Origin of the sequence: Bordetella genomosp. 9 (assembly GCF_002261425.1) — a bacterium.
Taxonomy (GTDB): domain Bacteria; phylum Pseudomonadota; class Gammaproteobacteria; order Burkholderiales; family Burkholderiaceae_B; genus Bordetella_C.
Genome location: NZ_NEVJ01000003.1, coordinates 2,938,005 through 2,959,509 on the forward strand (window position 1 = coordinate 2,938,005; position 21,505 = coordinate 2,959,509).

The following is a 21,505-nucleotide window of genomic DNA, read 5'->3' on the forward strand; positions in this document are numbered from 1 at the left end:
CCCCAGCGGCCGCCACGTCGCGGGCGTGGCCGGCCACCATAAAAAGCAGAGGAGTCAGCCCCATGAACCGCTATTCATCCATCGCCACCGGCATCACGGCGCTCGCATTGCCGCTCGTGTTTTCCGCTTCGGCGCACGCCCATCACGGCTGGTCGTGGGCCGATACGGAGCAGATGACCCTGACCGGCGTCGTGCAGAAGGTGGTCGTCGCGCCGCCGCATCCCTATCTGGACGTGCAGACGCAGAATGACGGCGTGTGGCGGGTCGAACTGGGCAACCCCACGCAGACGCGCGAATCCGGCTTCAATGACCAGTCCGCCAAGGCCGGACAAACCATCAAGGCCGTCGGCAACCGTGCCAGGGACCACGCGGAAAAGCGCATGAAGGCCGTGCAGATATCCGTGGGCGGCAAGACCTACGACATCTATCCCGAACGCATCGGGCGATGACGCCGGACGACCTGGCGTCGTGGCTGGCCGGCCTGCCGCCCGCGCTCTTCCTGCGCGAATCGGCGCTCGGCTATCTGCTGGTGAATGCCGCGCACATCGCAGCCCTGGGAGTGCTGATCGGCGCCATCACGGCGCTGGACCTGCGCCTGCTGCGATCGCGCGCAACACCGCCGCTGCGCGAGGCCGGCCCTTACCTGTCGCACCTGGCGGCTGGCGGGCTGGCCGGTGCGGCCCTGACGGGGCTGCTGCTGTTCTCGGTGAAGCCCGACGAGTACCTGGGCAATCGGGCTTTCCTGATCAAGCTTGCAGTGATCGCCGCGGGCATCCTGAATGCGCTGTGGGTCCACGCCGGACCGCACTGGCGCGCCGCGCTGCAAGGCGCGGGTGTCCCGCGCAGGCTGCGCGCGCATGCCGCGGCATCCCTGGCCTTGTGGCTGGGCGCCGTGGTGGCCGGCCGCTGGATCGGCTTCCTGTAGTGCCGCTTCCGCCGCCACGCCACCCGTCGCCGTGACACCCGTCATCGCGCGTATCAGCCCGACTTCTTCACCGCCATTGCCACGGCATCGCCCATCTCCTCCGTGCCGACGCGCTGGCAGCCGGGCTGCATGATGTCGGGGGTGCGCAGGCCATCGGCCAGCACCTTGCGCACGGCGGCCTCGACACGCTCCGCGTTGGCGGCCTGGTCGAAGCTGTAGCGCAGCATCATGGCCATGGACAGGATCGATGCAATCGGATTGGCCAGGTTCTTGCCGGCGATGTCCGGCGCCGTGCCGTGCACCGGCTCGTACAGCCCCTTCTGGCCATAGCTCAGCGACGCCGACGGCAGCATGCCGATCGAGCCGGTCAGCATCGCCGCCGCGTCCGACAGGATGTCGCCGAAGATATTGCCGGTGACCATCACATCGAACTGCCTGGGATTGCGCATCAGCATCATCGCCGCCGCGTCGACGAACAGATGCGTCAGTTCGACGTCGGGGTACTGCTGGCCCACCTTGATCACTACCTCGCGCCACAGCTGGCCGACCTCCAGCACATTGGCCTTTTCGACCGAGCAGACCTTGCGGCGCCGGCCGCGCGCCGCCTTGAAGGCGACGTGGGCGATGCGCTCGACTTCCGACTCGCTGTAGCGCATGGTGTTGTAGCCTTCGCGCTCGCCCTTCTCGTTCACGCGGATGCCGCGCGGCTCGCCGAAATACGCGTCGCCATTCAGCTCGCGCAGGATCAGCATGTCCAGGCCTTGGATCACTTCCGGCTTCAGCGTCGACGCGTCGATCAGTTCGGGGAACAGGAATACGGGGCGGAAATTGGCGAAGATTTCCAGCTCCTTGCGCAGGCGCAGCAGGCTGGCGCCGGGCCGCATCGCATAAGGGATGGCTTCGTCACCGGGGATGCCGGCGGCGCCGAACAGGATCGCATCGGCCTTGCGCGCGATTTCCGACGTCTTCGCCGGCAAGGGATCGCCGGCGGCCTCCACGCCGGCGCCGCCGATCGCGGCTTCGGTCAATTCGAGACTGGCGCTGGAGCCCAGCACGGCATGCAGTACCTTGACCGCCTGCGCGGTGACTTCCTGGCCGATGCCGTCGCCCGGCATGACTGCGATTTTCATGGATTTTCCTTCAGTGGTAAGCGTGTCAGCCCTGCGCGGCGGGCGTGGCGAGCCGGCGTTCGAAATCGGCGATGCGATCGCCCAGCGTCAGGGTGTAGTCGAGTTCGTCCATGCCTTCCAGCAGGCACTGCTTGGGGAAGGCATCGATCTGGAACGAGTAGATGCCGCCGTCCGGCGCGGTCACGGTCTGCGCCACCAGATCGACGACGATGTGTACGCCGGGCTGATCCTGGATCTGCTGCAGCAGCGACGCGACCGTCGTGTCGGGCAGCACGATGGGCAGCAGGCCGTTCTTCAGCGAATTGGAATAGAAGATGTCGCCGAAGCTGGGCGCGATGACTGCCCGTACGCCATAGTCGTACAAGGCCCACACCGCATGTTCGCGCGAGGAACCGCAGCCGAAATTGCGCTGCGCGACCACGATGCGCGACGCCCTGTAGGGCGGCTGGTTCAGCACGAAATCCGGGTTCTCCGAACCATCCTTGTTGAAGCGCATATTGCTGAACAGGTACGCGCCGAAATCGTCGCTGCGCGGCTTCTGCAGATAGCGCGCCGGCACGACCTGGTCCGTATCGACATTGCTGCGCAGCACCGGCAGCGCCACGGCGTCGAGTCGTTGGAAGGCTTCCATGGATCAGCTCCTGTCCAGCAAGGGGCGCGGGTCTGCCAGATGCCCGCTGACGGCGGCGGCGGCCGCCATGGCGGGGCTCATCAGGTGGGTGCGAGACCCCGGCCCCTGGCGGCCCACGAAATTGCGGTTCGAGGTGGACGCGCAGCGCTGTCCCGGGGCGACCTGGTCGCCGTTGGTGCCCAGGCACATCGAACAGCCCGCGAAGCGCCATTCGAAACCCGCGTCACGGAAAACGCGATCCAGTCCTTCCTGCTCGGCCTGCAGCTTGACCTGCTGAGAACCCGGCACGACCCAGGCCTGCACGCCGGGCGCGACGCGCTTGCCGCGCGCCACCGCCGCGGCCTGGCGCAGGTCCTCGATGCGGCCGTTGGTGCAGGAACCGATGAACACGCGATCCACCGTCACGTCGGTCAGCGGCATGCCCGGTTTCAGGCCCATATAGTCCAGCGTGCGCGTCATCGCGGCGCGCCGACCCGCATCGGCGGCGCTGTCCGGATCGGGCACGCGGCCGGAGATCGGCAACGCATCCTCGGGGCTGTTGCCCCAGGTGACCATGGGTTGCAGCGCCGATCCGTCCAGCACCACTTCACGATCGAAGCTGGCGCCGGCGTCGGTGGGCAGCGTGCGCCACTGCGCCACCGCCTCGTCCCACGCGGCGCCGGACGGCGCGTAGGGCCGTCCGTGCAGCCAGGCGAAGGTCGTATCGTCCGGCGCCACCATGCCGGCGCGCGCGCCGGCTTCGATGGACATATTGCACACCGTCATGCGGCCTTCCATCGACAGCGCCGTGATGGCCGGCCCCGCATATTCGATGACATGCCCCGTGGCGCCGGCCGCGCCTATCCTGGCAATGATGCCCAGGATGATGTCCTTGGCGGCCACGCCGGGCTGCAGGCGACCTTCCACGACGACCCGCATCGTCGGCGGCTTGCGTTGCCAGATGGATTGGGTGGCCAGCACATGGGCGACTTCGGACGCGCCGATGCCGAAGGCGAACGCGCCCATGGCGCCGTGCGTCGCCGTATGGCTGTCGCCGCACACGATCAGCATGCCCGGCAGGCTGAGTCCCTGTTCGGGACCGACCACGTGGATGATGCCCTGGCGGGGATCGTCCAGGCCGAAGAACTGCATGCCGGCTTCCTTGGCGTCCTGCTGCAAGGCATTCGCCATGGCGCGTTTCTCGGGATCGGCGATGGTCGACAGTTCACGCGTATCGGTGGGCACGTAATGGTCGGGCGTGGCGAAGCTGCGCTGCGGACTGCGCACCTTCAGGCCGCGGTCGCGCAGCATGGCGAAGGCGGGCGCCGAACCGTCCTGGACCAGATGGCGGTCGACGTAAAGCAGGCTGGTGCCGTCGTCGCGCTGCAGGATCTGGTGCCTGGACCAGATCTTGTCGAACAGCGTGCGAGGCGCGGAGGCATTGGACATGGATGTCGGCGGGTAAGTTGAGTGGTGGGTGGCTTCGAACGCTGTCTGCTGCCTTTTGTCGGGATGGCCTTGGCGCTCAATCCAGCTTGGCGCCGGACAGCTCCACGATGGGCTTGTAGCGAACGATCTCGTCGTTGATGAACTTCGTGAAATCGGCTGGCGTACCGCCGCCGATCTCGGCGCCGTAGTCCAGCATGCGCTGGCGGATCTCGGCATTCTTCAGCACCGCATTGGTGGCCTTGTTGAGCTTGTCGACGACGTCCTGCGGCATGCCCTTGGGACCCATCAGGCCGTACCACGACGATGCGTAGACGTTCTTCACGCCCAATTCGTCCAGGGTCGGCACGTCGGGCAACTGGTCGTTCCGCTGGCGCGACGCCACGGCCAGCGCGCGCAGCTTGCCGGCCTTGACCAGCGGCAGACAGGTCGTCGTGTCCAGCATCAGCGACACGTGGCCCGCCATCAGGTCGGCTTCCGCCGGCGACGTGCCCTTGTACGGAACGTGGACGATGTTGATCTTGGTGGCATCCATGAACTGCACCGCCGCCAGGTGCTGCGACGAGCCCACGCCCGCCGAGCCGTAGTTCAGCTTGCCGGGATTCGCCTTGGCGTAGGCGACCAGTTCCTGCATGGTCTTGAAGGGCGACGATGCCGGCACCACCAGGATGTTGGGCACGGCCGACACGTAGGTGATGGGCGTGAAATCCTTGACCGGGTCGAAACCCAGATGCGAGTACAGATAGACGTTGATCGCGTTGGGGCTGATCGACCCCATCAGCAGGTTGTAGCCGTCGGCGGGCTGGCGCATGGCCAGTTCGGTGCCGATGTTGCCGCCCGCGCCCGAACGGTTGTCGACGATGACGGGCTGGCCGAGCTCCTGCGACAGGCCCTGCGCGACCAGCCTGCCCATGGTGTCCACGCCGCCGCCGGGAGGCCACGGCACGATCATCTTGATGGGGTGGTCGGGATACTCGGCCTGGGCCACGCCGCAGGCGGCCAGCATCATGGCGGCCACCCAGACATGCAGTTTTTTCATGAATGTCTCCGTATTTTTGGTTTTGAATACGGCGCTATTCTTGGCTCGCCGCTCTCCGCGGGCAAGGCAAATTAAGGCATGTCAGCTATGATTAATAGTCATGCCTTGGGCCAGCCGGCGTTTCCGCGATTCTCTTCTGGCGTCCGGTGCAGCAGGCGCGGCCGGCACGGGCGCGGCCCCAGCCCGCCGCGCCCCGGCGCCTGCGCCCAAGCCGATCAGGAGCAGCAAATGACTCGTCGACTGCCACCATTGAACGCGCTGCGCGCTTTCGAAGCGTCCGCGCGCAACGCCAGCTTTACCCGCGCGGCCGAGGAGCTCTGCGTCACCCAGGGCGCCGTCAGCCGCCACGTGGCCACGCTGGAAGACTGGACCAAGGCGCGGCTGTTCGTGCGCGGGCGCCACGGCATCGAGCTGACCGGACCGGGCCAGGCCTACTTCCGCACCATCAAGGCCGCGCTCGACCAGATCGAACAAGCCACCCGCCAGTTGCAGCAGCAGCCCGACGAACGCTGCCTGCGCATCAAGCTGCCGCCGACCTTCGCCATCAAATGGCTGGTGCCGCGCCTGGCGCGCTTCCACGCCGCGCGCCGCGACATCGACGTGCAGATCACCACATCGCACCTGCGCGCCGATTTCGACCGTGAAGACGTGGACATCAGCATCCATTCGGAAAGCCAGCCGCCCACCGGCCCCGGCTATCGGCGGCTGTTCGGCGAAATCCTGCTGCCGGTCTGCGCGCCGGGCCTGCTGAACAAGGAGCCCCGCCTGGAAACGCCTGATGACCTGGCCAACCACGTGCTGCTGTGTTCGTTGAACCGGCCCAAGGACTGGCCTACCTGGCTGGCGGCAGCCGGCGTCGGGCATATCGACGGCAACAGCGGACTGAAATTCGAAAACGCCGCGCTGGCCTACCAGGCCGCCATCGACCAGCTCGGCGTCATGGTCGCGCAACTGGCTTTCGTCAGCGACGACCTGCTCGCCGGCCGCCTGGTCGCCCCCCTGCCCCAGCGCACCGACACCGGCGGCGCGTACTACCTGGCGTACCGCAGCGACCGGCCCAAGCCGGAGCGCGTGCAGGCGTTTGAAGAATGGATCGCGAAGGAAGCGGAAGAGATGGAGTCGCGGCTGCTGCTGTGATCCGGCGTCCCGTTTACGAGAACACCAGGGGTCAATCCGGCCGGATGGCGGCCTCCCGGATCACCTCACCCCAACGCAGATATTCCTGATGGATGTATCGCGCGTATTCGTCCGGCGTCGATCCAAGCACGTGTGCGCCGCGCGCGGCCAACTGCTCTTGCATATCCGGCAGCATCAATGCCTGCAGGATTGCGGTATTCAGGCGTTGGACGACGGCAGCGGGCGTGCCCCGCGGAACCATCACGCCTTGCCAGGCCTGCACCTGAAATGCCGGGATGCCGTACTCCGCGATAGTGGGTACATCTGGCAAGGCGACGACTCGTTCCCGAGAGGTCACCGCCAGTGCCCGCAACCGGCCGGCACGGATATGCGGCAGCGCATCACCGACCGGGTTGACCATGAAGTGAGTCTGCCCGCCGTTCAAGCCGGCCAAGGCAGGCGCGCTTCCCCGATACGGTACGTGCATGGCCCGGACGTCCAGCGCTTGCAGGAGCAGAACCGCGGCCAGGTGCGTCACATTGCCACCCCCGGCTGAGGCGTACGCCAGGTTCCCCGACATCTGCCTGCCATACGCCACGAAGGCGTGAAGATCCGTCACGGGTACGTCGGAACGCACGAGCAACACCAAGGGCATCGCCACGGTGGAAGTCACCGCATCGAAATCCCTGCCGGCTTCAAAACCAGGATCCAGGTACAGGTGGGGAGCCAGGACCAGAGACGAGGTGTTGTAGAGAATGGTGTACCCATCCGCCGTCGCGGCGGCCACGCCTCGCATGCCGACGATCCCGCTGGCGCCTGCCAGGTTCTGCACCACCACCGCCTGCCCAAGGAAGCCAGCAAGGCGATGGGCCAGCATCCGCGCCACCATATCGGTCGGTCCACCCGCTGGGAACGGCACGACCATGGTGATCGGTCCAGTTGGCCATTCCGCGCCGGCCGCGGCATGGCCATCCCACGGACATGTCATTGCCGCCGCGCCTGCGAGCGCCGCAATGAAGACCTTGCGCCGATGATTCCCCATGAGATACGGACTCCTTTGTTATCCGACGCCGCTACTGGCGGCTGTCCGGTTTGCCCGCCAACAATCGAACGGCGATATAACGCATCACCTCCGCGCCGCGCTGGTTATTGACGCTGACCGCCGACGTCACGACGGCCCGGCCGCTCTTGGCGGTGCGCCGTATCCCCACGACTTCAACTTCCGCGCCGATGGTGTCTCCGGCAACGACAGGCCCCACTATCTTTTTGTGGACTTCCAGCAGGGCCAGCCCGGTGCCTTGCACCATGGACTGCATCAAGATGCCCTCTATCAGCCCATAGGTGAGTCCGCCGGGAACCGGTCGACCTTTGATGGCGCCGCCACGGAACGTCGTGTCGGTAAAGATCGTTTCCAGCATGCCGGTGGTATTGATGAAATTGATGATGTCGGCTTCGGTGATCGTACGGCGGAACGTCTGGAACCGTTGACCGAGCTTGAGTTCCTGCCAGTAAAACCCGCGACCCAAGGTGGGAAGTTCATCTGCGCTCATGATGTCGTCTCCTGGTTGATCCTTGCCACATACCGGCAAGTCCTTTGATCGTGATCCCATGCATCTGGACCTTCGTCAGTTACGCCAATTCGTCACTATCGTCGAGCTGGGCGGCTTCGGTCGCGCGGCGCAGGCGCTCCATATCGCGCAGCCGGCCTTATCCGTATCCATACGGAAGTTGGAGCTCGCGGTAGGCGTCACGTTGCTCGAGCGACTTCCAAGGGGAGTAAGGCCCACGGCTGCTGGCCAGGCATTGCTCGTCGATGCCAGGCGAAGCGTTTTCCATGCGGATCAAGCGCGCATTTCAGCCCGGCGGATAGCCTTGGGAGAAATGGGCACCCTGCGTCTCGGTTTCGTCGGTTCGGCGACCTATTCCGTTCTGCCACAGAGGTTGCCGCGATTCCGGTCGCGCTACCCGGACGTACGAATCTCTTTACGCGAAGAGACCAGCCTGGGTTTACTGCGCATGCTGAACACGAACGAACTCGACGCAGCGCTGGTACGAGGCACTCTCTCCCAGCACCCGGAGTTCGAATCGAACATCGTCGAGACCGACAACCTCGTTCTGTCGGTGCCCGCATCTCATCCGCTTTCGCGTCGGAGGCGGGTACGGCTCATCGACCTGAGGGATGAGTGCTTCATCATGCACTCCGAAGAGGAAGTTCCGGGCCTGTATCACCTTGCAAGGAGAACGTGTGAGCAAGCCGGATTCACGCCTCGAACAGGTCAGCAAGCAATCCAGGTTCAAACCATCATTAGCGTCGTGGCAAGCGGCATGGGGATCGCCCTGGTGCCTGGCGCGGCTCGCGCGTACCCTAATCCCCACGTGCGCTTCATCGACCTGGCCGACCGACACGCTCGGGACGCCCTGCACTTGTCGCTCGTAGTGGCTCGTGGCTTCGGCAACCCAACGATCAAGAGGTTGCAGGACGTCATGCATCCTTTGGCGGAATAGAAACCCGCAGCACATGCTTGTCTCACAGGCAAAAACGATGAGACGCACTATGCCGAGGATGTTGATCGCCGTCCAATAGGGATTTAGCCTTCACTGATAGCAATTCATTATCGATGCGTCGGCTTGGCGGGCGCCGCGTTGCTGGTGTCCTCGGTGCTGGTGCCGCTGGTGTGGCTTGCGCGGCAGCGATCACGGCGTGGGGTATAACGCTCAACGGCCCGCATCCGGGCCTCCGGGAGTTCATATGAAAAAAGTCATGATCGTTACCGGCGGCGGGCGCGGCATAGGCGCGGCGACGGCCAGGCTGGCGGCGCAGCGCGGCTACGCGGTGGGCGTCAACTACCTGAGCGACGAGGCGGCCGCGTCGTCAGTGGTGGCGGCGATAAGAGATGCCGGTGGCGAGGCGGTCGCCTTGCAGGCGAACGTCGCGGTGGAAGCGGACGTGGTGGCGATGTTCCAGGAGTCGGACCGCAGGCTCGGCCCGCTCTCGGCCCTGGTGAACAACGCCGGCATGCTGCAACAGCAGATGCGCCTGGAGGACATGGACGCGGAACGCCTGCGGCGGATGCTGGACACGAACGTCGTCGGCGCATTCCTGTGCGCGCGTGAAGCGGTGCGCCGCATGTCCAGCCGTCATGGCGGCTCAGGTGGCGCGATCGTCAACGTATCCTCGGCGGCCGCCCGGACGGGATCGCCAGGTGAGTACGTGGACTACGCGGCCTCGAAGGGTGCGCTGGACACCATGACGATAGGACTGGCGCATGAGGTCGCGGCGGACGGCATACGCGTGAACGGCGTTCGTCCCGGGTTCATCTACACCGACATGCACGCCAGCGGCGGCGAGCCCGGACGCGTGGATCGCGTCAAGCAGTTTGTTCCGCTGAAACGTGGCGGCACGGCGGAAGAAGTCGCGGCTGCGATACTTTGGCTGCTGTCGGACGAAGCTGCCTATACGACCGGCGGCTTCATCGACGTTGCGGGGGGAAGGTAGAGCCGCCCACAAAGGGAAAACCCAGAGCCGACGGGCGGCCCGAAAAGTGCAGGATATTGCTCATACTCGCGCCATTCCACTCAGAAAGTGCTAAATTACGCACATGACTCCAGACGAAATCGGCCATCTCATCGCTGAGCGGCGCCGCGCGCTGCGACTCACCCAGACCGACCTCGCCGCCCGCGCCGGCGTGGGACGCCGGACGCTGATCGAGCTGGAAAGCGGTTCTGGAACCACCGACATCGGCTTTCGTAAATTTGAGCGTATCCTCAACGCGTTAGGCCTGACCCTGGCAGTCACGGAAGCGCATCGCCGCCCAACCGAAGACGAACTGCGCAAGATCTTCGACGACGAGGATAGCGATGTCGACTGAGCGCCGAGCGCAGCAAAAATCCTTGGCGCGGCTCAAGCATCTTTACGTCCATACGTCTCAAGGCTTCGCTGGCATCCTCTCGCGAGAATCACAGATAGTCTTCGGCTACCGCACCGACGACCCCGCATGCGAAATCAGCCTCGTCTTGCCACTGCGCGCGCAGACATACTCGTCCAACATCTTGCCGGGTGTATTCCGGCAGAACTTGCCCGAAGGGTATTTGCTGAGTTGGATGCACGACCATTTCGGCAAGACGATGAAGATCGACGACTTCAACTTGTTGGCGCTCACGGGCGCGGACACCATTGGGCGTGTGAACGTAAGCGTCCAGGAGAAGCAGGTCGAGCCGGTCAAGCCGGAAGACCTTGGTGCGCTTCTCGCCTGGAAAGGCAGCGAGAGCCTGTTCGACCACCTGGCGGAAAGGTATGCGTCTTCTTCGGGCATTTCCGGTGTCCAGCCGAAGGTGCTCGTCCCGGCCACGGTGGATGAGGGCGCCAAGGACAAGGACACGGTCGAACGCGGTCATTTGAAGGACCGCAATCTGATCATCAAGGCCGGCGGCGCCGAATATGAAGGGCTCGCGGAAAACGAGTTCCATTGCATGACCATTGCCAGACAGGCGGGGCTGCAAGTTCCGCGCTTCTGGATTTCCGACAACAAGGAGCTGTTCATCGTCGAGCGGTTCGATATCGACCAAACGACAGGCCAGTACCTGGGCTTCGAAGACATGACGGCCCTGACTGGGAGGCAGAACCAGGAGAAGTACGATTCGAGCTACGAGAACGTCGCCAAGGCGATCAGCCTGATGGCCAGCCCGAGACGGAAGTCCGCGTCGCTGGCAGCATTCTTCAAGGCGCTGGCGCTTTCCGTGGCTGTAGGCAATGGCGACGCACACCTGAAGAACTTCGGGCTCCTGTACACGACGCCGCAATCCGACGACGTCCGGCTTTCTCCGTTGTATGACATCGTGTGCACGACCACATACATTCCGAAGGACACCCTAGCCCTCAAGTTGAACAAGACGAAGGCCTGGCCAACTCGCGATGAACTAGTTGCATTCGGAAAGGCACATTGCCAGCTGGATCATCCCGCTGAAATCATCGATCAGATCGTGACGGCTGCGATCGAATATCGTCCGGCGGCGGACCCGGGAGCAATCTGGGCGGACATGCGCGTGGAAATCGAAAAAGGGGTTCGGCGATTGCAATAAGCCATCCCGGGTAGCGCTGGTACGGCGGTACCACGGAAGTGCTACAGGCAGCAGCCAACGAAGCGCGGCATTCCGGCGCTGATGTGGTTGCGAATGTGAAGTCCGGCCATCGTATTGGAACATTGGCATGGGCACGCCCGGTCGCTACCGGAGACAGCTATCGCCTCGACGAGGGTGTCACTATCGATTGCGTGAAGTTGGGCGGCACGCTGCGGTAGCGTCTGACGTGGATCGCCGGCACCGCGTGGGTACCGACAACACCTAACCTGCTGATATTCTGGCGCGCCCGACAGGAATCGAACCTGTATCAAGAGCTTCGGAAACTCTCATTCTATCCATTGAACTACGGGCGCGAAGAGGCGGTATTGTACCTAAAACAGGAATCCCCGCTTGGCGCTGCTCTGGGCTCGTCTCGCCGCCCGATTGTTGCGCTGCGAAGGGACGCGCCGACCGTGGGCAGGGCCATCGTGATAAAGGCCCGCACCCCTACGTTATATAATCCAGCGTTTGCACGCGCGCAGGTGGAGAGCTGAGGAGGTCTCCGCCCGCCGTAGTACTTTATCCGCCCCAGGCGCCCCGGTACCCGACAGCAGGATTAGGTTATGAGCAAAGAGCAGGAATACGTACAAGAACACGCCTCACTCATCAAGACCCCGAAGCAGTTGATCGTCACGGTCGTTCTGGCATTTCTAGTACCGATCATCATCATCCTGATGCTGGTCAATATGGTGGCCTCGTACGGCCGTGCCGGCGTCGGGTCCAACGCCCTGACGCCGGAATCCATCGACAAGCGGATCGCCCCGGTCGCCGGGTTCGAACTGGTCGACGCCAACGCACCCAAGGTATTCAAGACCGGCGAACAGGTTTTTAGTTCCGTCTGTACGTCCTGCCATACGGCGGGCGTGGCCGGCGCCCCCAAGGTCGGCGATACGGCCGCCTGGGCGCCGCGCATCAAGGAAGGCCTGGAAACGATGTTCAACATCGCCCTTCACGGCAAGGGCGCGATGCCGCCCAAGGGTGGCAATCCTTCGTTGAGCGATTACGAAGTGGAACGCGCGGTCGTGTTCATGGCGAACAAGTCCGGCGGCAACTTCAAGGAACCCGAAGCCCCCGCCCAGCCGGCCGGCAATCAGGCCCAGGCTGGCGCAGCGCCGGCTGCGGCGGCTGCCGCGCCCGCGCAAGCCCAGGCGGCTGCACAGCCTGCCGCGCCGGCGCCGCAAGCCCAGGCCCAAGCTCAAGCCCCCGCCGCTGCCGCACCCGCCCAGCAGGCGGCCGTGAATCCGGCGGGCGAAAAGCTTTACAAGACCACCTGCTTCGCCTGCCATGCCGCGGGCGTGGCTGGCGCGCCCAAGTTCGGCAGCAAGGCGGATTGGGACAAGTACATCCAGACCGGCATGGATACCATGGTCAAGACGGCCATCACGGGCAAGGGCGCGATGCCGCCCAAGGGTGGCGCGGCGAACGCGTCCGAAGCCGATATCCGGGCTGCCGTGGAATATATGGTGCAGGCCGCCAAGTAAGGCACTGGCAGGCGGCAGTCATTGGCGGCAATCATCAGCGGCGATTGCAAGCCACAAACGAGCCGTTGACTCGCGCAAGCTTACCGATCCCTACCCGGCGTAGTCGCCCGGTAGGGATTTGTATTTTTGGGCTCGGGAATAGGCAACGAAGAAAAGCGGACGGACCGCCAGAGGACTTATGATCACGATCGTGGTTAAACAGCTGCTCGCGCGTGCGGTAATGCGTGCGGCAATGGGCCGATGAGGCGGCGGGCTAGCGGTAGGCGGGTGGGGAAACGGGCAGGCAGGAAGGAAAGAGGGGGCAACACTGGAAAACGGCAATAAGACGGGCGAGGCCGAGGACGGTGCTGACGGCGCTGATCAGGCAGCAAGCAACTGGTATACGACCTCGTGAACGCTGAGATCGCATTGCAGGTCAGCATCGCGACAATACGGGCGATGCATGCGCCCGCTGTCCTCCAGCTTGTAAGGCGGACGCTGGATGGGCGGCAAGGTGACGGGTTTCGCTGCGGCATGCGGTTTCAGGTTGCCGGCGGCGCGGGGGGCGGGGGCTGATGGGGTTACCGTCAGGCATTCCGAGAACAGATAGCCGCAGCCCCGCACCGCCAGCAAGGGCAGTTCGATTCCGGCGCGCCGGGCCTTGCGGCGCAGGCGCGAGACCAGGACGTCCATGCTGCGGATGTCCATGGGCTGCGTGCCATGATCTTCGCCTTCTGCGGATGGCGCGGCAGGCGTGGGTGATGTTGGTGACGCTAGACCGCGCTGGCGGCGCAGCAGTTGGCCTTCGCAGGCGGCGATGCGCATGAGAAAGCTGTTTTCGGCTGCCGTTACGAACAGGGTGCGGTCGTGGGGGCAGACCAGCACACGGCAGTTCGCATCCAGGCGCCATCCGCTACCAAGACGTGCGGTGCGTGGAATGCAGGGAGGCGGCGGCTGGACAATGGAGAGCGAGGACGGTGCCGACTGCGAGGCGGCCCGGGCCCGGCGCAGCACGTCGAAGGCTTGGTCGCTGGCAGCGCGGCCGAAGTCGCTGTCATGGCGACGATCGAGATCATCTCCGTCGTCGTCATCGTCGCGATCATGGTCCCCCGCATCGTCCGCAAGTTCAGCAGGTGCGTCCGGCAGAGCGGGTGCTGGAGAGAAGCCATGTTCGGCACGGGCATCGAAGCCACTGCCGAGCACACCGCCGAGGGCACGCGCATGGACAGGCAATTCAACGCTGAATCCACGCACCGCCTGGCGGCCCCAGGCCAACAGGATGGCCATCAGCTCGGCGATGTCGATGGATGCCGAGTGGCAGGCATCCGCGCCCGCCGCCATGACGTGCGTGCGCCACGCCGTATCGGCCGACGTGCCCAGCGCGATGATGATGGCCGACGGCGCGGCCAGGCGTGCGCTCTGCGCATCGCAGGCCAGGTCGTCGGAGTCGCCGGTCAATACCAGCAGCGGCGCCGGCTGGGTGGCATACAGATGCCGCAACCCCGCCAGGCTGCCGCAAGAGCGCACCGCGAAATCCCGCTTGGCGAGTTCTTCCGCCAGGTTGTCTCTTACCGCGCGCGCATCCTGCAGCACGATGACGTCCAGGTAATCGATCATGTTTTTCCTCCTGCAAACGACAAAACCACGAATGTGATTCATATAAACACCAACGTGGCATCCGTGCAAGCTTCAATCGTCTCGTGAAGAAATTTTCAGACCGTTTGAGGCACGCCCGCGCCCTGCGCGGCTACACCCAGGCCGAATTGGCGCGCCTGGCGGGTTTGTCGCAAAGCGCGGTGGCCAGCTACGAGAGCGGTGAGCGCAAATCCAGCCGGGGCCTGTTCAAGCTGGCGGCGGCGCTGCGGATAGAAGCGCAGTGGCTGGATACCGGCAAGGGCCCGATGGAGCGCCCCGCGGACCTCTACGCCAACGCCATGGCCGGCCAGCGCTACGCCTTGATGGAAGACGGCGCGCAAGCGTCGTTCGGGCTGTCCGGCAAGGACCTGGACTGGCCCTTCCCCAACATTCCGCGCGGCCGCTACGAAGGCCTGGCCACGCGCGACAAGCGGCATCTCGAAAACATGGTCGCGGCGTTCATCGACGCCTGCCACAGCAACTACACGCTGTCCAAGCCCAAGCCGCGGACGCGACGCGGCGACTGATCCCGCCGCGCGGCCCGACCCGCGGCTAGGCAAAAGCAAAGCGCCCCGTCTGGGGCGCTTTGCTTTTCAACACTGCCAGCGATCAGCGCGCCGGCGCCGCGGTGCCGGAAGCCGGCGCCGCGCGATCCGAAGCGGGCGGCACGGCCGGCGCGCCATTGGCCGGAGAAGCGGGCGGACGCGCGCCAGCCGCGGGCGCGTCGCCGCGCACGCGGGCGGCGATCTCGGTCGCGGTCTGCGCCGAATCCACGCCGAAGGCGAGCACGCCGCGGTTCAAGGGCTCGGCGATACGCGGCGCCGCCACCAGTTGTCCGTTGATGACCAGCACGAGCAGCTTGCCGACGTTCTGCGAGCTGACCTGCGCCAGCTTGCGCGCGCCTTCCGGGCTGAAGCGCAGGCCGACGAAGTTCTGGCCCTGGCGATCCACCAGGGCGGCGGCTTCGGTCAGGTCGGCGCGCGACAGGACGGGCTGGCGCTGCACGTAGACGGTGGCGTCGCTGAGCTTGACTTCCATCAGGTCCGGGGCGGACTCGGTCTGCGCGATATAGAAGCCGACGGAGGACGCCGCGGGCGTAGCCGACGGCGCCGGCGTGCCAGGCGTGGCGGCGGGCGCGGCGGTGCCGGCGCCATTGGCGGGCGTGGATCCTGTACCGCCCTTGTTGCCAGGCGTCTGGCACCCCGCCAGGAGGATCGTAGCCATCAATACCACTGGTGCGATCGAACGGAAGCTGATGTGCATAACAGGTGTTCCTATTGGTGGAGGTTGCAAAAAAAGTGTACAGGGCGCGCAAGGCGGGGCACAACGCAGACTGCTTCCAGATGTAATGGAGTCATCCTGTCTCCGTCTTCTATACTGTCGCATGCACGCAGGGGTACTTCACGGTCCAGCCAGCGTTCCGCCAATTCGAACGAACTGGCGGCGGCCGCACCAGAGGTTGAGAGAGTCCCTTCGTACCAGTACGGATAATGCCGATGCTGGGAGCGTTCCGGTGGAAGCCGCCGGAATTCGACCCTATTCGGCTCCAAACCCTCGCTTGGAGCTTTCATGAACGCCAATCCGAAATTCCTGGCCGCCACGGCCGAAGTCGACGCCGCCGCGGTCGCCCCGCTGCCCAAATCCCGCAAAGTCTATCAGCAGGGATCGCGCCCGGACATCCGCGTGCCGTTCCGCGAAATCGAGCAGCAGGATACGCCCACCATGTTCGGCGGCGAAAAGAATCCGCCGCTCACGGTGTACGACACCAGCGGTCCCTACACCGACCCGTCGGTGAAGATCGATATCCGCCGTGGCCTGCCCGAACTGCGCCGCGGCTGGATCGAGGAACGCGGCGATACCGAACTGCTGTCCGGACCGTCCAGCGCCTACGGCCGCGAGCGGTTGGAAGACCCCAAGCTGACCGCCATGCGCTTCGACCTGCAACGGCCGCCGCGCCGCGCCAAGGCGGGCGCCAACGTGACGCAGATGCACTACGCGCGCCGCGGCATCGTCACGCCGGAAATGGAATTCGTCGCCATCCGTGAAAACCTGCGCCGCGAGCAATACCTGGAATCGCTGCGCGCCAGCGGTCCGGAAGGCGAAAAGCTGGTCAAGCGCATGCTGCGCCAGCATCCGGGGCAATCCTTCGGCGCCGCCATTCCGTCTTCCATCACGCCGGAATTCGTGCGTGACGAAATCGCGCGCGGCCGGGCCATCATTCCGGCCAACATCAATCACCCGGAACTGGAGCCGATGGCCATCGGCCGCAACTTCCTGGTCAAGATCAATGCCAATATCGGCAACTCGGCGGTCAGTTCGGGCATCGGCGAAGAAGTCGAGAAAATGACCTGGTCCATCCGCTGGGGCGGCGACACGGTCATGGACCTGTCCACCGGCAAGCACATACACGAAACGCGCGAATGGATCGTGCGCAATTCCCCGGTTCCCATCGGCACCGTGCCCATCTACCAGGCGCTGGAAAAAGTCGACGGCAAGGCCGAGGAACTGACGTGGGAAATTTTCCGCGACACCCTGATCGAGCAGGCGGAACAAGGGGTGGACTATTTCACCATCCACGCCGGCGTGCGGCTGCCCTTCATTCCCATGACCGCGGATCGCATGACCGGCATCGTGTCGCGCGGCGGTTCCATCATGGCGAAATGGTGTCTGGCCCATCACCGCGAAAGCTTCCTGTACGAGCGCTTCGAGGAAATCTGCGAAATCATGAAGGCCTACGACGTCAGCTTCTCGCTGGGCGACGGCCTGCGTCCGGGTTCCGCCTACGACGCCAATGACGAAGCCCAGTTCGCCGAATTGAAGACGCTGGGCGAACTGACCCAGGTGGCCTGGAAGCACGACGTGCAGGTGATGATCGAAGGCCCGGGCCATGTCCCGATGCAGATGATCAAGGAAAACATGGATCTGCAGCTGGAGCACTGTCACGAAGCGCCCTTCTATACGCTCGGGCCGCTGACCACCGACATCGCGCCCGGCTACGACCACATCACCTCGGGTATCGGCGCCGCGCTGATCGGCTGGTACGGCACGGCGATGCTGTGCTACGTGACGCCCAAGGAACACCTGGGCCTGCCGAACAAGAAGGACGTGAAGGACGGCATCATCACCTACAAGATCGCCGCGCATGCGGCGGATCTTGCCAAGGGCCATCCGGGCGCGGCCATCCGCGATAACGCCCTGTCGAAGGCGCGCTTCGAGTTCCGCTGGGACGACCAATTCAACCTGGGCCTGGATCCGGACACCGCCAAGGACTTCCACGACGAAACCTTGCCCAAGGATTCGATGAAGGTGGCGCACTTCTGCTCCATGTGCGGCCCGCATTTCTGCAGCATGAAGATCACGCAGGACGTGCGCGACTACGCCGCCAGCCAGGGCGTGGCCGAACAGGAAGCGCTGAAAAAGGGCATGCAGGAAAAGGCGGTGGAGTTCGTGCGCAAGGGCGCCGAGATCTATCATCAGACCTGACGCGGTGGCCGGTCGCGCGGAGACCGGCCGCTTGCCTGGACATCGGCGCGCCGGACATGGACCGGCGCGTCTTTTATGCACCGGCGGCCTGGCCTGGCCGCCCGGCCGCCGCGCCGGCCGTCGATGGACGATGCGATGAGCTTATTGAAACGCCTGTTGACCCCGCGCACCTCGCGCACGCTGGACGCCGCACAGTTCGCCCAGGCCTATGCCGAGGCGGCACGCGCGCGCTTTCCCAAGGACGGCGTCAGCGTCGAGCCTGACGTGGCCGGCGATGCCGTCCAGGTGCGCTGGTCGCTGCCCGGGGGCGCGCAGGTGACGCAGTCGCTGGGGAATGCCTACACGGCCTATACCAAGGCGCCGGCCGATCTGGATGCCATCCTGGCGGCGCACCTGGACGCCGCGCCGGCGGCCGCCAAGCCGGATGCCGCGAGCCGCCGCGCCGCCATCCTGCCGGTGGTCAAGACCAGGATGTGGCTGACCGCCAGCACGCGCCAGCTTCAGGCAGCCGGCGCTGGAGACGGCGATCGTTTCGTCGCCGAACCCTTGACGGACGAATTGATGACGGTCTACGTGGAAGACCGTCCCGACGCGATGAGCTACGTCGCGCCGGATCACCTGGCGGACCTGGAAGTGGCGCGCGACGCGCTGATGCCGCTGGCCCGGGAGAACCTGCGCCGCCTGCTGCCGCAGCTGACCATCGAAGGCGACGAAGGCTGCTACGGCGTGCGCCTGGACGGCAACTACGACGCCAGCCTGGTATTCCTGACCGAGGACTGGCGCGACCGCGTGCGGATCGACGGCGAACCGGTGGTGGCGATACCGGCGCGCGAGGAACTGCTGGTGTGCGGGTCGAACGATCGCCACGGCCAGAACCGTATCCGCAACATCGCCGCCCACATCATGGCGCGCTCGCCCTATGGCTTGTCGGCGTTGCTCTACGTCTGGCGCGACGGCGTGCTGACCCGTTACGATGACTGACCGGGCGGCTCGGCCAGCAACATGATCAGCTTCAGGTCGGCGTGCGTCGCCAGCCTGAAGGTCACTTGCTGGAAGCGCAGCAGCCCCTGGCGCGGATGCTGGAATTCGCGCAGGCCGCCTTCGCGCTCGACCACCGCGTGGCGTGTCCACCAATGCTCGAAGGCGGAGCTGTCCCGCAACAGCGGGTCCAGCAGGTCGCGCACGTCCTGTTCATCCAGGTGCGGGCCGGCGTCGTGGCGGAATTCGGCGACGGCGCGGCGCGCGCGCTGCTCCCAGTCCACCACCAGTCCGCGGGCCGCCGGGTCCAGGAAGATATAGCGCAACAGATTGGGCGCCGGGTCGACCACGGGCCAGTTGTCGAACAGGTCGCGCATGGCTTCGTTGTAGGCCATGACGTTCCAGGCGCGGTCCAGCACATAGGCCGGCGCATCGATGGCGTCCACACAGGCCGCCAGGATGCCGGACACGCCGGACGGTTCATCGCGGGGATGCTGCGGATCGGCGCATTCCGCCAGCTCGAACAGGTAGGCGCGTTCCGCGCGCGCCAGCTGCAGGACGCTGGCGATACGCGCCCACACGGCGGGCGACACCGAGACCTCGCGGCCCTGTTCTATCCAGGTGTACCAGGTCACGCTGATGCCGCAGAGCTGGGCGACCTCTTCCCGCCGCAGGCCGGGCGTGCGGCGACGCAGGCCGGCGGGCAGGCCGGCCATCTGCGGCGTAATGCGCGCGCGCGCGTTGCGGACGAAATCGCCCAGGGTGCGGCGCCGCAGCGTGGCGCCTTCGGCGGCCGTGACGGAGTGAGCAAGGGTGGCAGGCGTCATACCAGGATAAGTAAGGGCGGGTACCTGTATCGAACGCCCTATCTTACCCGGGTGCCTGCCCGGTCGGTTCAGTACTTCGGGCTCTGCAGGTCGTGATACCGGTACTTCTTGCGCGCCTCGTCCATGCGCATGCCGCCGCGGATGGCATCGCGCAGCTGCTTTTCCTGGCTGGCGATGTGCTCGGCCACGTCCAGCAGCTCGTTTTCGCGCACCTTGGGCAGGACCACCACGCCGTCGGCGTCGCCGCGCAGGATGTCGCCCGGATTGACCACCACGCCGCCGATGATGACGGGGACTTCCAGCGCCTTGAGCTGGATGCGGCCCTTGCCGGTGCGCATCCAGGTGTCGTGGCTGAAGATCGGATAGCCCAGTTCGCGGCACAGGGCGACGTCGCGGTTGTTGCCGTCGATCACCGTGCCGGCCATGCCGCGATGGTGCGCCAGCTCGGTCAGGATGTTGCCCCACGTACCCATCTCGTCGCGGCCGCGGTTGTCGATCACGATGACGCGCCCGGGCGGCACGTCGTCCATGTACTCGCCGACGTTGCCGGTTTCGATGGTGGTGGGCTCATACAGCACCGTGTAGGCGCGGCCGGCCAGCCGGAACGACGGATCGCACGGCTTGATCTTGTAGCACTGCCCCACGATGCCCAGGCGATCCAGCGCATCGCTCAAGGCGCCGCAGTCCAGCCTGGAGGCCCGTACGACATTGGCGTCGTTGGTATCGATATTCATGCATGACTCCCTGGGCGTCTCGCCCGCTATTCAATGGTGATGTTGGCTTTACGGATGACCGGCTGCCAGTAATCGATGTCCTTGCGGACCTGCTGGTCCAGCCCAGGAGGGTTCAGGTACCAGGCCGAGACGCCGGCGGCGGCCAGCGCATCCTTGACCTTGTCGGTCTGCAGCGACTTGCGGGCGGCGTCGCTCAGGGCCGCGACCACGTCCTGCGGCGTGCCGGCAGGGGCGAACAGCGCGACCCACGCTTCCAGCTCGAACCCCGGGAAGCCGGCCTCCGCGGTGGTCGGCACATCGGGCAGCATGGGGATGCGGGACTTCGCGGCGATGGCCAGCGGACGCAGGCGGCCGTTCGTGACGAAACCGGCCAGCGACGGCGGCGTGGCCACGGTCATTTGCACGTTTCCGCTCAGGACGTCCTGGATGGCCGGGCCCGCTCCCTTGTAGGGGACGTGCGTGATCTGCACGCCGGTGCGCTGCTTGAACAGCTCCATCCCGATGTGGGGTACCGATCCATTGCCCGATGTCGCGTAGTTCAGCTCATTGGGATGGGCCTTGGCATAGTCGACCAGTTCCTGCAGGGTCTTGACCGGCAGCTTGGGATTGACCGCGATGACGTGCGGCGAAGACACCAGCATGGCGACCGGCGCGAAATCCTTGACGGGGTCCCAGTCCAGCTTGTGGAACATGACCGGGTTGCCGACGTGGAACATGGAGTAGCCCGCCAGCATGGTGTAGCCGTCGGGCGTGGAGCGGGCCACGAAGGACGCCGCGATATTGCCGCTGGCGCCCGGGCGGTTTTCGACGACGATGGGTTGTTTCAGCATTTCCGCCATGGGTGGCGTAATGATGCGGACGACCTGGTCGATAATGCCGCCCGGGGGCACTGGCACGACGATGCGGATCGGCCGCTCGGGAAAGGCCGCGTAGGCGGCGGTGGGCGGCAGGCTGCCCAGTAAGGCAGCAACGGCCGCCACGGCCGTGGTCAGGGCGCGTCTCAT

At 65.3% G+C, this 21,505-nt stretch carries 22 protein-coding genes and 1 tRNA gene; 11 read left to right on the forward strand and 12 right to left on the reverse strand.

What is annotated here, in order from left to right; all coding sequences use genetic code 11:
* Nucleotides 1-62 precede the first annotated feature (62 nt).
* The gene (locus CAL26_RS24365; RefSeq protein ID WP_094849238.1) at nt 63-449 is read left to right on the forward strand and encodes a DUF6152 family protein; all 387 of its coding nucleotides are present in this window, start codon (nt 63-65) and stop codon (nt 447-449) included.
* The gene (locus CAL26_RS24370) at nt 446-925 is read left to right on the forward strand and encodes a DUF2214 domain-containing protein (protein WP_094849239.1); all 480 of its coding nucleotides are present in this window, start codon (nt 446-448) and stop codon (nt 923-925) included. The genes CAL26_RS24365 and CAL26_RS24370 overlap by 4 nt, the downstream gene beginning before the upstream one ends.
* Before the next feature lie 53 nt (nt 926-978).
* On the opposite strand, the gene leuB is transcribed toward CAL26_RS24370, so the two are convergent.
* The 4 genes from leuB to CAL26_RS24390 form a co-directional block, all read right to left on the reverse strand.
* Complete coding sequence (leuB, locus tag CAL26_RS24375; RefSeq protein WP_094849240.1) at nt 979-2,055, reverse strand: 3-isopropylmalate dehydrogenase; 1,077 nt, start codon at nt 2,053-2,055, stop codon at nt 979-981.
* A gap of 25 nt (nt 2,056-2,080) precedes the next feature.
* Nucleotides 2,081-2,686 carry a 3-isopropylmalate dehydratase small subunit gene (leuD, locus tag CAL26_RS24380; protein ID WP_094849241.1) on the reverse strand — a complete coding sequence of 202 codons (606 nt, stop codon included), beginning with the start codon at nt 2,684-2,686 and terminating at the stop codon, nt 2,081-2,083.
* Nucleotides 2,687-2,689: 3 nt separating this feature from the next.
* Nucleotides 2,690-4,114 (reverse strand): 3-isopropylmalate dehydratase large subunit, encoded by a 1,425-nt coding sequence (gene leuC, locus CAL26_RS24385; RefSeq protein ID WP_094849242.1) that lies wholly within the window; start codon nt 4,112-4,114, stop codon nt 2,690-2,692.
* Between the two features lie 76 nt (nt 4,115-4,190).
* The gene (locus CAL26_RS24390) at nt 4,191-5,150 is read right to left on the reverse strand and encodes a Bug family tripartite tricarboxylate transporter substrate binding protein (RefSeq protein ID WP_094849243.1); all 960 of its coding nucleotides are present in this window, start codon (nt 5,148-5,150) and stop codon (nt 4,191-4,193) included.
* Nucleotides 5,151-5,378: 228 nt separating this feature from the next.
* Between CAL26_RS24390 and gcvA the strand changes: the two genes are divergently transcribed.
* Nucleotides 5,379-6,287 (forward strand): transcriptional regulator GcvA, encoded by a 909-nt coding sequence (gene gcvA, locus CAL26_RS24395; protein WP_179283472.1) that lies wholly within the window; start codon nt 5,379-5,381, stop codon nt 6,285-6,287.
* A 31-nt stretch (nt 6,288-6,318) separates the two neighbouring features.
* Here the strand turns inward: gcvA and CAL26_RS24400 are convergent, their stop codons facing one another.
* Together CAL26_RS24400 and CAL26_RS24405 are read right to left on the reverse strand one after the other, a co-directional pair.
* Entirely contained in the window at nt 6,319-7,308 is a 990-nt protein-coding gene (locus tag CAL26_RS24400; protein ID WP_094849245.1) for a Bug family tripartite tricarboxylate transporter substrate binding protein, read from the reverse strand.
* Between the two features lie 31 nt (nt 7,309-7,339).
* A complete protein-coding gene (locus CAL26_RS24405) occupies nt 7,340-7,816 on the reverse strand; it encodes a MaoC family dehydratase (RefSeq protein WP_094849246.1) in 477 nt (158 codons plus the stop codon).
* Nucleotides 7,817-7,874: 58 nt separating this feature from the next.
* On the opposite strand from CAL26_RS24405, the gene CAL26_RS24410 reads away from it, so the two are divergent.
* The 4 genes from CAL26_RS24410 to CAL26_RS24425 all read left to right on the forward strand — a co-directional run bounded on the left by CAL26_RS24410 (nt 7,875) and on the right by CAL26_RS24425 (nt 11,345).
* Complete coding sequence (locus CAL26_RS24410) at nt 7,875-8,771, forward strand: LysR family transcriptional regulator (protein WP_094849247.1); 897 nt, start codon at nt 7,875-7,877, stop codon at nt 8,769-8,771.
* 244 nt (nt 8,772-9,015) lie between these two features.
* Nucleotides 9,016-9,762 carry an SDR family oxidoreductase gene (locus CAL26_RS24415; RefSeq protein ID WP_094849248.1) on the forward strand — a complete coding sequence of 249 codons (747 nt, stop codon included), beginning with the start codon at nt 9,016-9,018 and terminating at the stop codon, nt 9,760-9,762.
* Between the two features lie 103 nt (nt 9,763-9,865).
* Nucleotides 9,866-10,135 (forward strand): helix-turn-helix domain-containing protein, encoded by a 270-nt coding sequence (locus tag CAL26_RS24420; protein ID WP_094849249.1) that lies wholly within the window; start codon nt 9,866-9,868, stop codon nt 10,133-10,135.
* Nucleotides 10,125-11,345 carry a type II toxin-antitoxin system HipA family toxin gene (locus CAL26_RS24425; protein ID WP_094849250.1) on the forward strand — a complete coding sequence of 407 codons (1,221 nt, stop codon included), beginning with the start codon at nt 10,125-10,127 and terminating at the stop codon, nt 11,343-11,345. The genes CAL26_RS24420 and CAL26_RS24425 overlap by 11 nt, the downstream gene beginning before the upstream one ends.
* A 278-nt stretch (nt 11,346-11,623) precedes the next feature.
* Here CAL26_RS24425 and CAL26_RS24430 read toward each other — a convergent pair.
* Nucleotides 11,624-11,698: transfer RNA gene (locus CAL26_RS24430), tRNA-Arg, on the reverse strand.
* 249 nt (nt 11,699-11,947) lie between these two features.
* Between CAL26_RS24430 and CAL26_RS24435 the strand changes: the two genes are divergently transcribed.
* Entirely contained in the window at nt 11,948-12,865 is a 918-nt protein-coding gene (locus CAL26_RS24435; protein WP_094849251.1) for a c-type cytochrome, read from the forward strand.
* Nucleotides 12,866-13,225: 360 nt separating this feature from the next.
* On the opposite strand, the gene CAL26_RS28415 is transcribed toward CAL26_RS24435, so the two are convergent.
* A complete protein-coding gene (locus CAL26_RS28415) occupies nt 13,226-14,461 on the reverse strand; it encodes a hypothetical protein (protein ID WP_179283473.1) in 1,236 nt (411 codons plus the stop codon).
* Between the two features lie 83 nt (nt 14,462-14,544).
* On the opposite strand from CAL26_RS28415, the gene CAL26_RS24445 reads away from it, so the two are divergent.
* Entirely contained in the window at nt 14,545-15,006 is a 462-nt protein-coding gene (locus tag CAL26_RS24445; RefSeq protein ID WP_094849252.1) for a helix-turn-helix domain-containing protein, read from the forward strand.
* Between the two features lie 82 nt (nt 15,007-15,088).
* Here the strand turns inward: CAL26_RS24445 and CAL26_RS24450 are convergent, their stop codons facing one another.
* Entirely contained in the window at nt 15,089-15,742 is a 654-nt protein-coding gene (locus CAL26_RS24450) for a SecDF P1 head subdomain-containing protein (protein ID WP_094849253.1), read from the reverse strand.
* Between the two features lie 306 nt (nt 15,743-16,048).
* Here CAL26_RS24450 and thiC point away from each other — a divergent pair, with 306 nt between their 5' ends.
* Both thiC and CAL26_RS24460 read left to right on the forward strand, forming a co-directional pair.
* Nucleotides 16,049-17,962 (forward strand): phosphomethylpyrimidine synthase ThiC, encoded by a 1,914-nt coding sequence (thiC, locus tag CAL26_RS24455; RefSeq protein WP_094849254.1) that lies wholly within the window; start codon nt 16,049-16,051, stop codon nt 17,960-17,962.
* Between the two features lie 135 nt (nt 17,963-18,097).
* A complete protein-coding gene (locus tag CAL26_RS24460; protein WP_179283474.1) occupies nt 18,098-18,943 on the forward strand; it encodes a DUF1444 family protein in 846 nt (281 codons plus the stop codon).
* Here CAL26_RS24460 and CAL26_RS24465 read toward each other — a convergent pair.
* The 3 genes from CAL26_RS24465 to CAL26_RS24475 all read right to left on the reverse strand — a co-directional run bounded on the left by CAL26_RS24465 (nt 18,931) and on the right by CAL26_RS24475 (nt 21,505).
* Nucleotides 18,931-19,767: a helix-turn-helix transcriptional regulator gene (locus CAL26_RS24465; protein WP_094849256.1), complete on the reverse strand. Its 837-nt coding sequence runs from the start codon at nt 19,765-19,767 to the stop codon at nt 18,931-18,933. The two genes, CAL26_RS24460 and CAL26_RS24465, sit on opposite strands and share 13 nt — an antisense overlap.
* A gap of 68 nt (nt 19,768-19,835) precedes the next feature.
* On the reverse strand, nt 19,836-20,501 hold the full coding sequence (locus CAL26_RS24470) for an RraA family protein (RefSeq protein ID WP_094849257.1): 666 nt from the start codon (nt 20,499-20,501) through the stop codon (nt 19,836-19,838).
* 26 nt (nt 20,502-20,527) lie between these two features.
* A complete protein-coding gene (locus CAL26_RS24475; RefSeq protein WP_094849258.1) occupies nt 20,528-21,505 on the reverse strand; it encodes a Bug family tripartite tricarboxylate transporter substrate binding protein in 978 nt (325 codons plus the stop codon).

Bases quoted from the DNA above. Each gene is read 5' to 3' on its own strand.
- thiC (WP_094849254.1), top strand. From the start codon at position 16,049: ATGAACGCCAATCCGAAATTCCTGGCCGCCACGGCCGAAGTCGACGCC.
- CAL26_RS24415 (WP_094849248.1), top strand. From the start codon at position 9,016: ATGAAAAAAGTCATGATCGTTACCGGCGGCGGGCGCGGCATAGGCGCG.
- CAL26_RS24365 (WP_094849238.1), top strand. From the start codon at position 63: ATGAACCGCTATTCATCCATCGCCACCGGCATCACGGCGCTCGCATTG.
- leuC (WP_094849242.1), bottom strand. From the start codon at position 4,114: ATGTCCAATGCCTCCGCGCCTCGCACGCTGTTCGACAAGATCTGGTCC.
- CAL26_RS24450 (WP_094849253.1), bottom strand. From the start codon at position 15,742: ATGCACATCAGCTTCCGTTCGATCGCACCAGTGGTATTGATGGCTACG.
- CAL26_RS24410 (WP_094849247.1), top strand. From the start codon at position 7,875: ATGCATCTGGACCTTCGTCAGTTACGCCAATTCGTCACTATCGTCGAG.
- CAL26_RS24470 (WP_094849257.1), bottom strand. From the start codon at position 20,501: ATGAATATCGATACCAACGACGCCAATGTCGTACGGGCCTCCAGGCTG.
- gcvA (WP_179283472.1), top strand. From the start codon at position 5,379: ATGACTCGTCGACTGCCACCATTGAACGCGCTGCGCGCTTTCGAAGCG.
- CAL26_RS24435 (WP_094849251.1), top strand. From the start codon at position 11,948: ATGAGCAAAGAGCAGGAATACGTACAAGAACACGCCTCACTCATCAAG.
- CAL26_RS24460 (WP_179283474.1), top strand. From the start codon at position 18,098: ATGAGCTTATTGAAACGCCTGTTGACCCCGCGCACCTCGCGCACGCTG.
- CAL26_RS24370 (WP_094849239.1), top strand. From the start codon at position 446: ATGACGCCGGACGACCTGGCGTCGTGGCTGGCCGGCCTGCCGCCCGCG.
- CAL26_RS24420 (WP_094849249.1), top strand. From the start codon at position 9,866: ATGACTCCAGACGAAATCGGCCATCTCATCGCTGAGCGGCGCCGCGCG.
- CAL26_RS24425 (WP_094849250.1), top strand. From the start codon at position 10,125: ATGTCGACTGAGCGCCGAGCGCAGCAAAAATCCTTGGCGCGGCTCAAG.
- CAL26_RS24465 (WP_094849256.1), bottom strand. From the start codon at position 19,767: ATGACGCCTGCCACCCTTGCTCACTCCGTCACGGCCGCCGAAGGCGCC.
- CAL26_RS24400 (WP_094849245.1), bottom strand. From the start codon at position 7,308: ATGGGGAATCATCGGCGCAAGGTCTTCATTGCGGCGCTCGCAGGCGCG.
- leuB (WP_094849240.1), bottom strand. From the start codon at position 2,055: ATGAAAATCGCAGTCATGCCGGGCGACGGCATCGGCCAGGAAGTCACC.
- CAL26_RS24405 (WP_094849246.1), bottom strand. From the start codon at position 7,816: ATGAGCGCAGATGAACTTCCCACCTTGGGTCGCGGGTTTTACTGGCAG.
- leuD (WP_094849241.1), bottom strand. From the start codon at position 2,686: ATGGAAGCCTTCCAACGACTCGACGCCGTGGCGCTGCCGGTGCTGCGC.
- CAL26_RS24390 (WP_094849243.1), bottom strand. From the start codon at position 5,150: ATGAAAAAACTGCATGTCTGGGTGGCCGCCATGATGCTGGCCGCCTGC.
- CAL26_RS28415 (WP_179283473.1), bottom strand. From the start codon at position 14,461: ATGATCGATTACCTGGACGTCATCGTGCTGCAGGATGCGCGCGCGGTA.
- CAL26_RS24475 (WP_094849258.1), bottom strand. From the start codon at position 21,505: ATGAGACGCGCCCTGACCACGGCCGTGGCGGCCGTTGCTGCCTTACTG.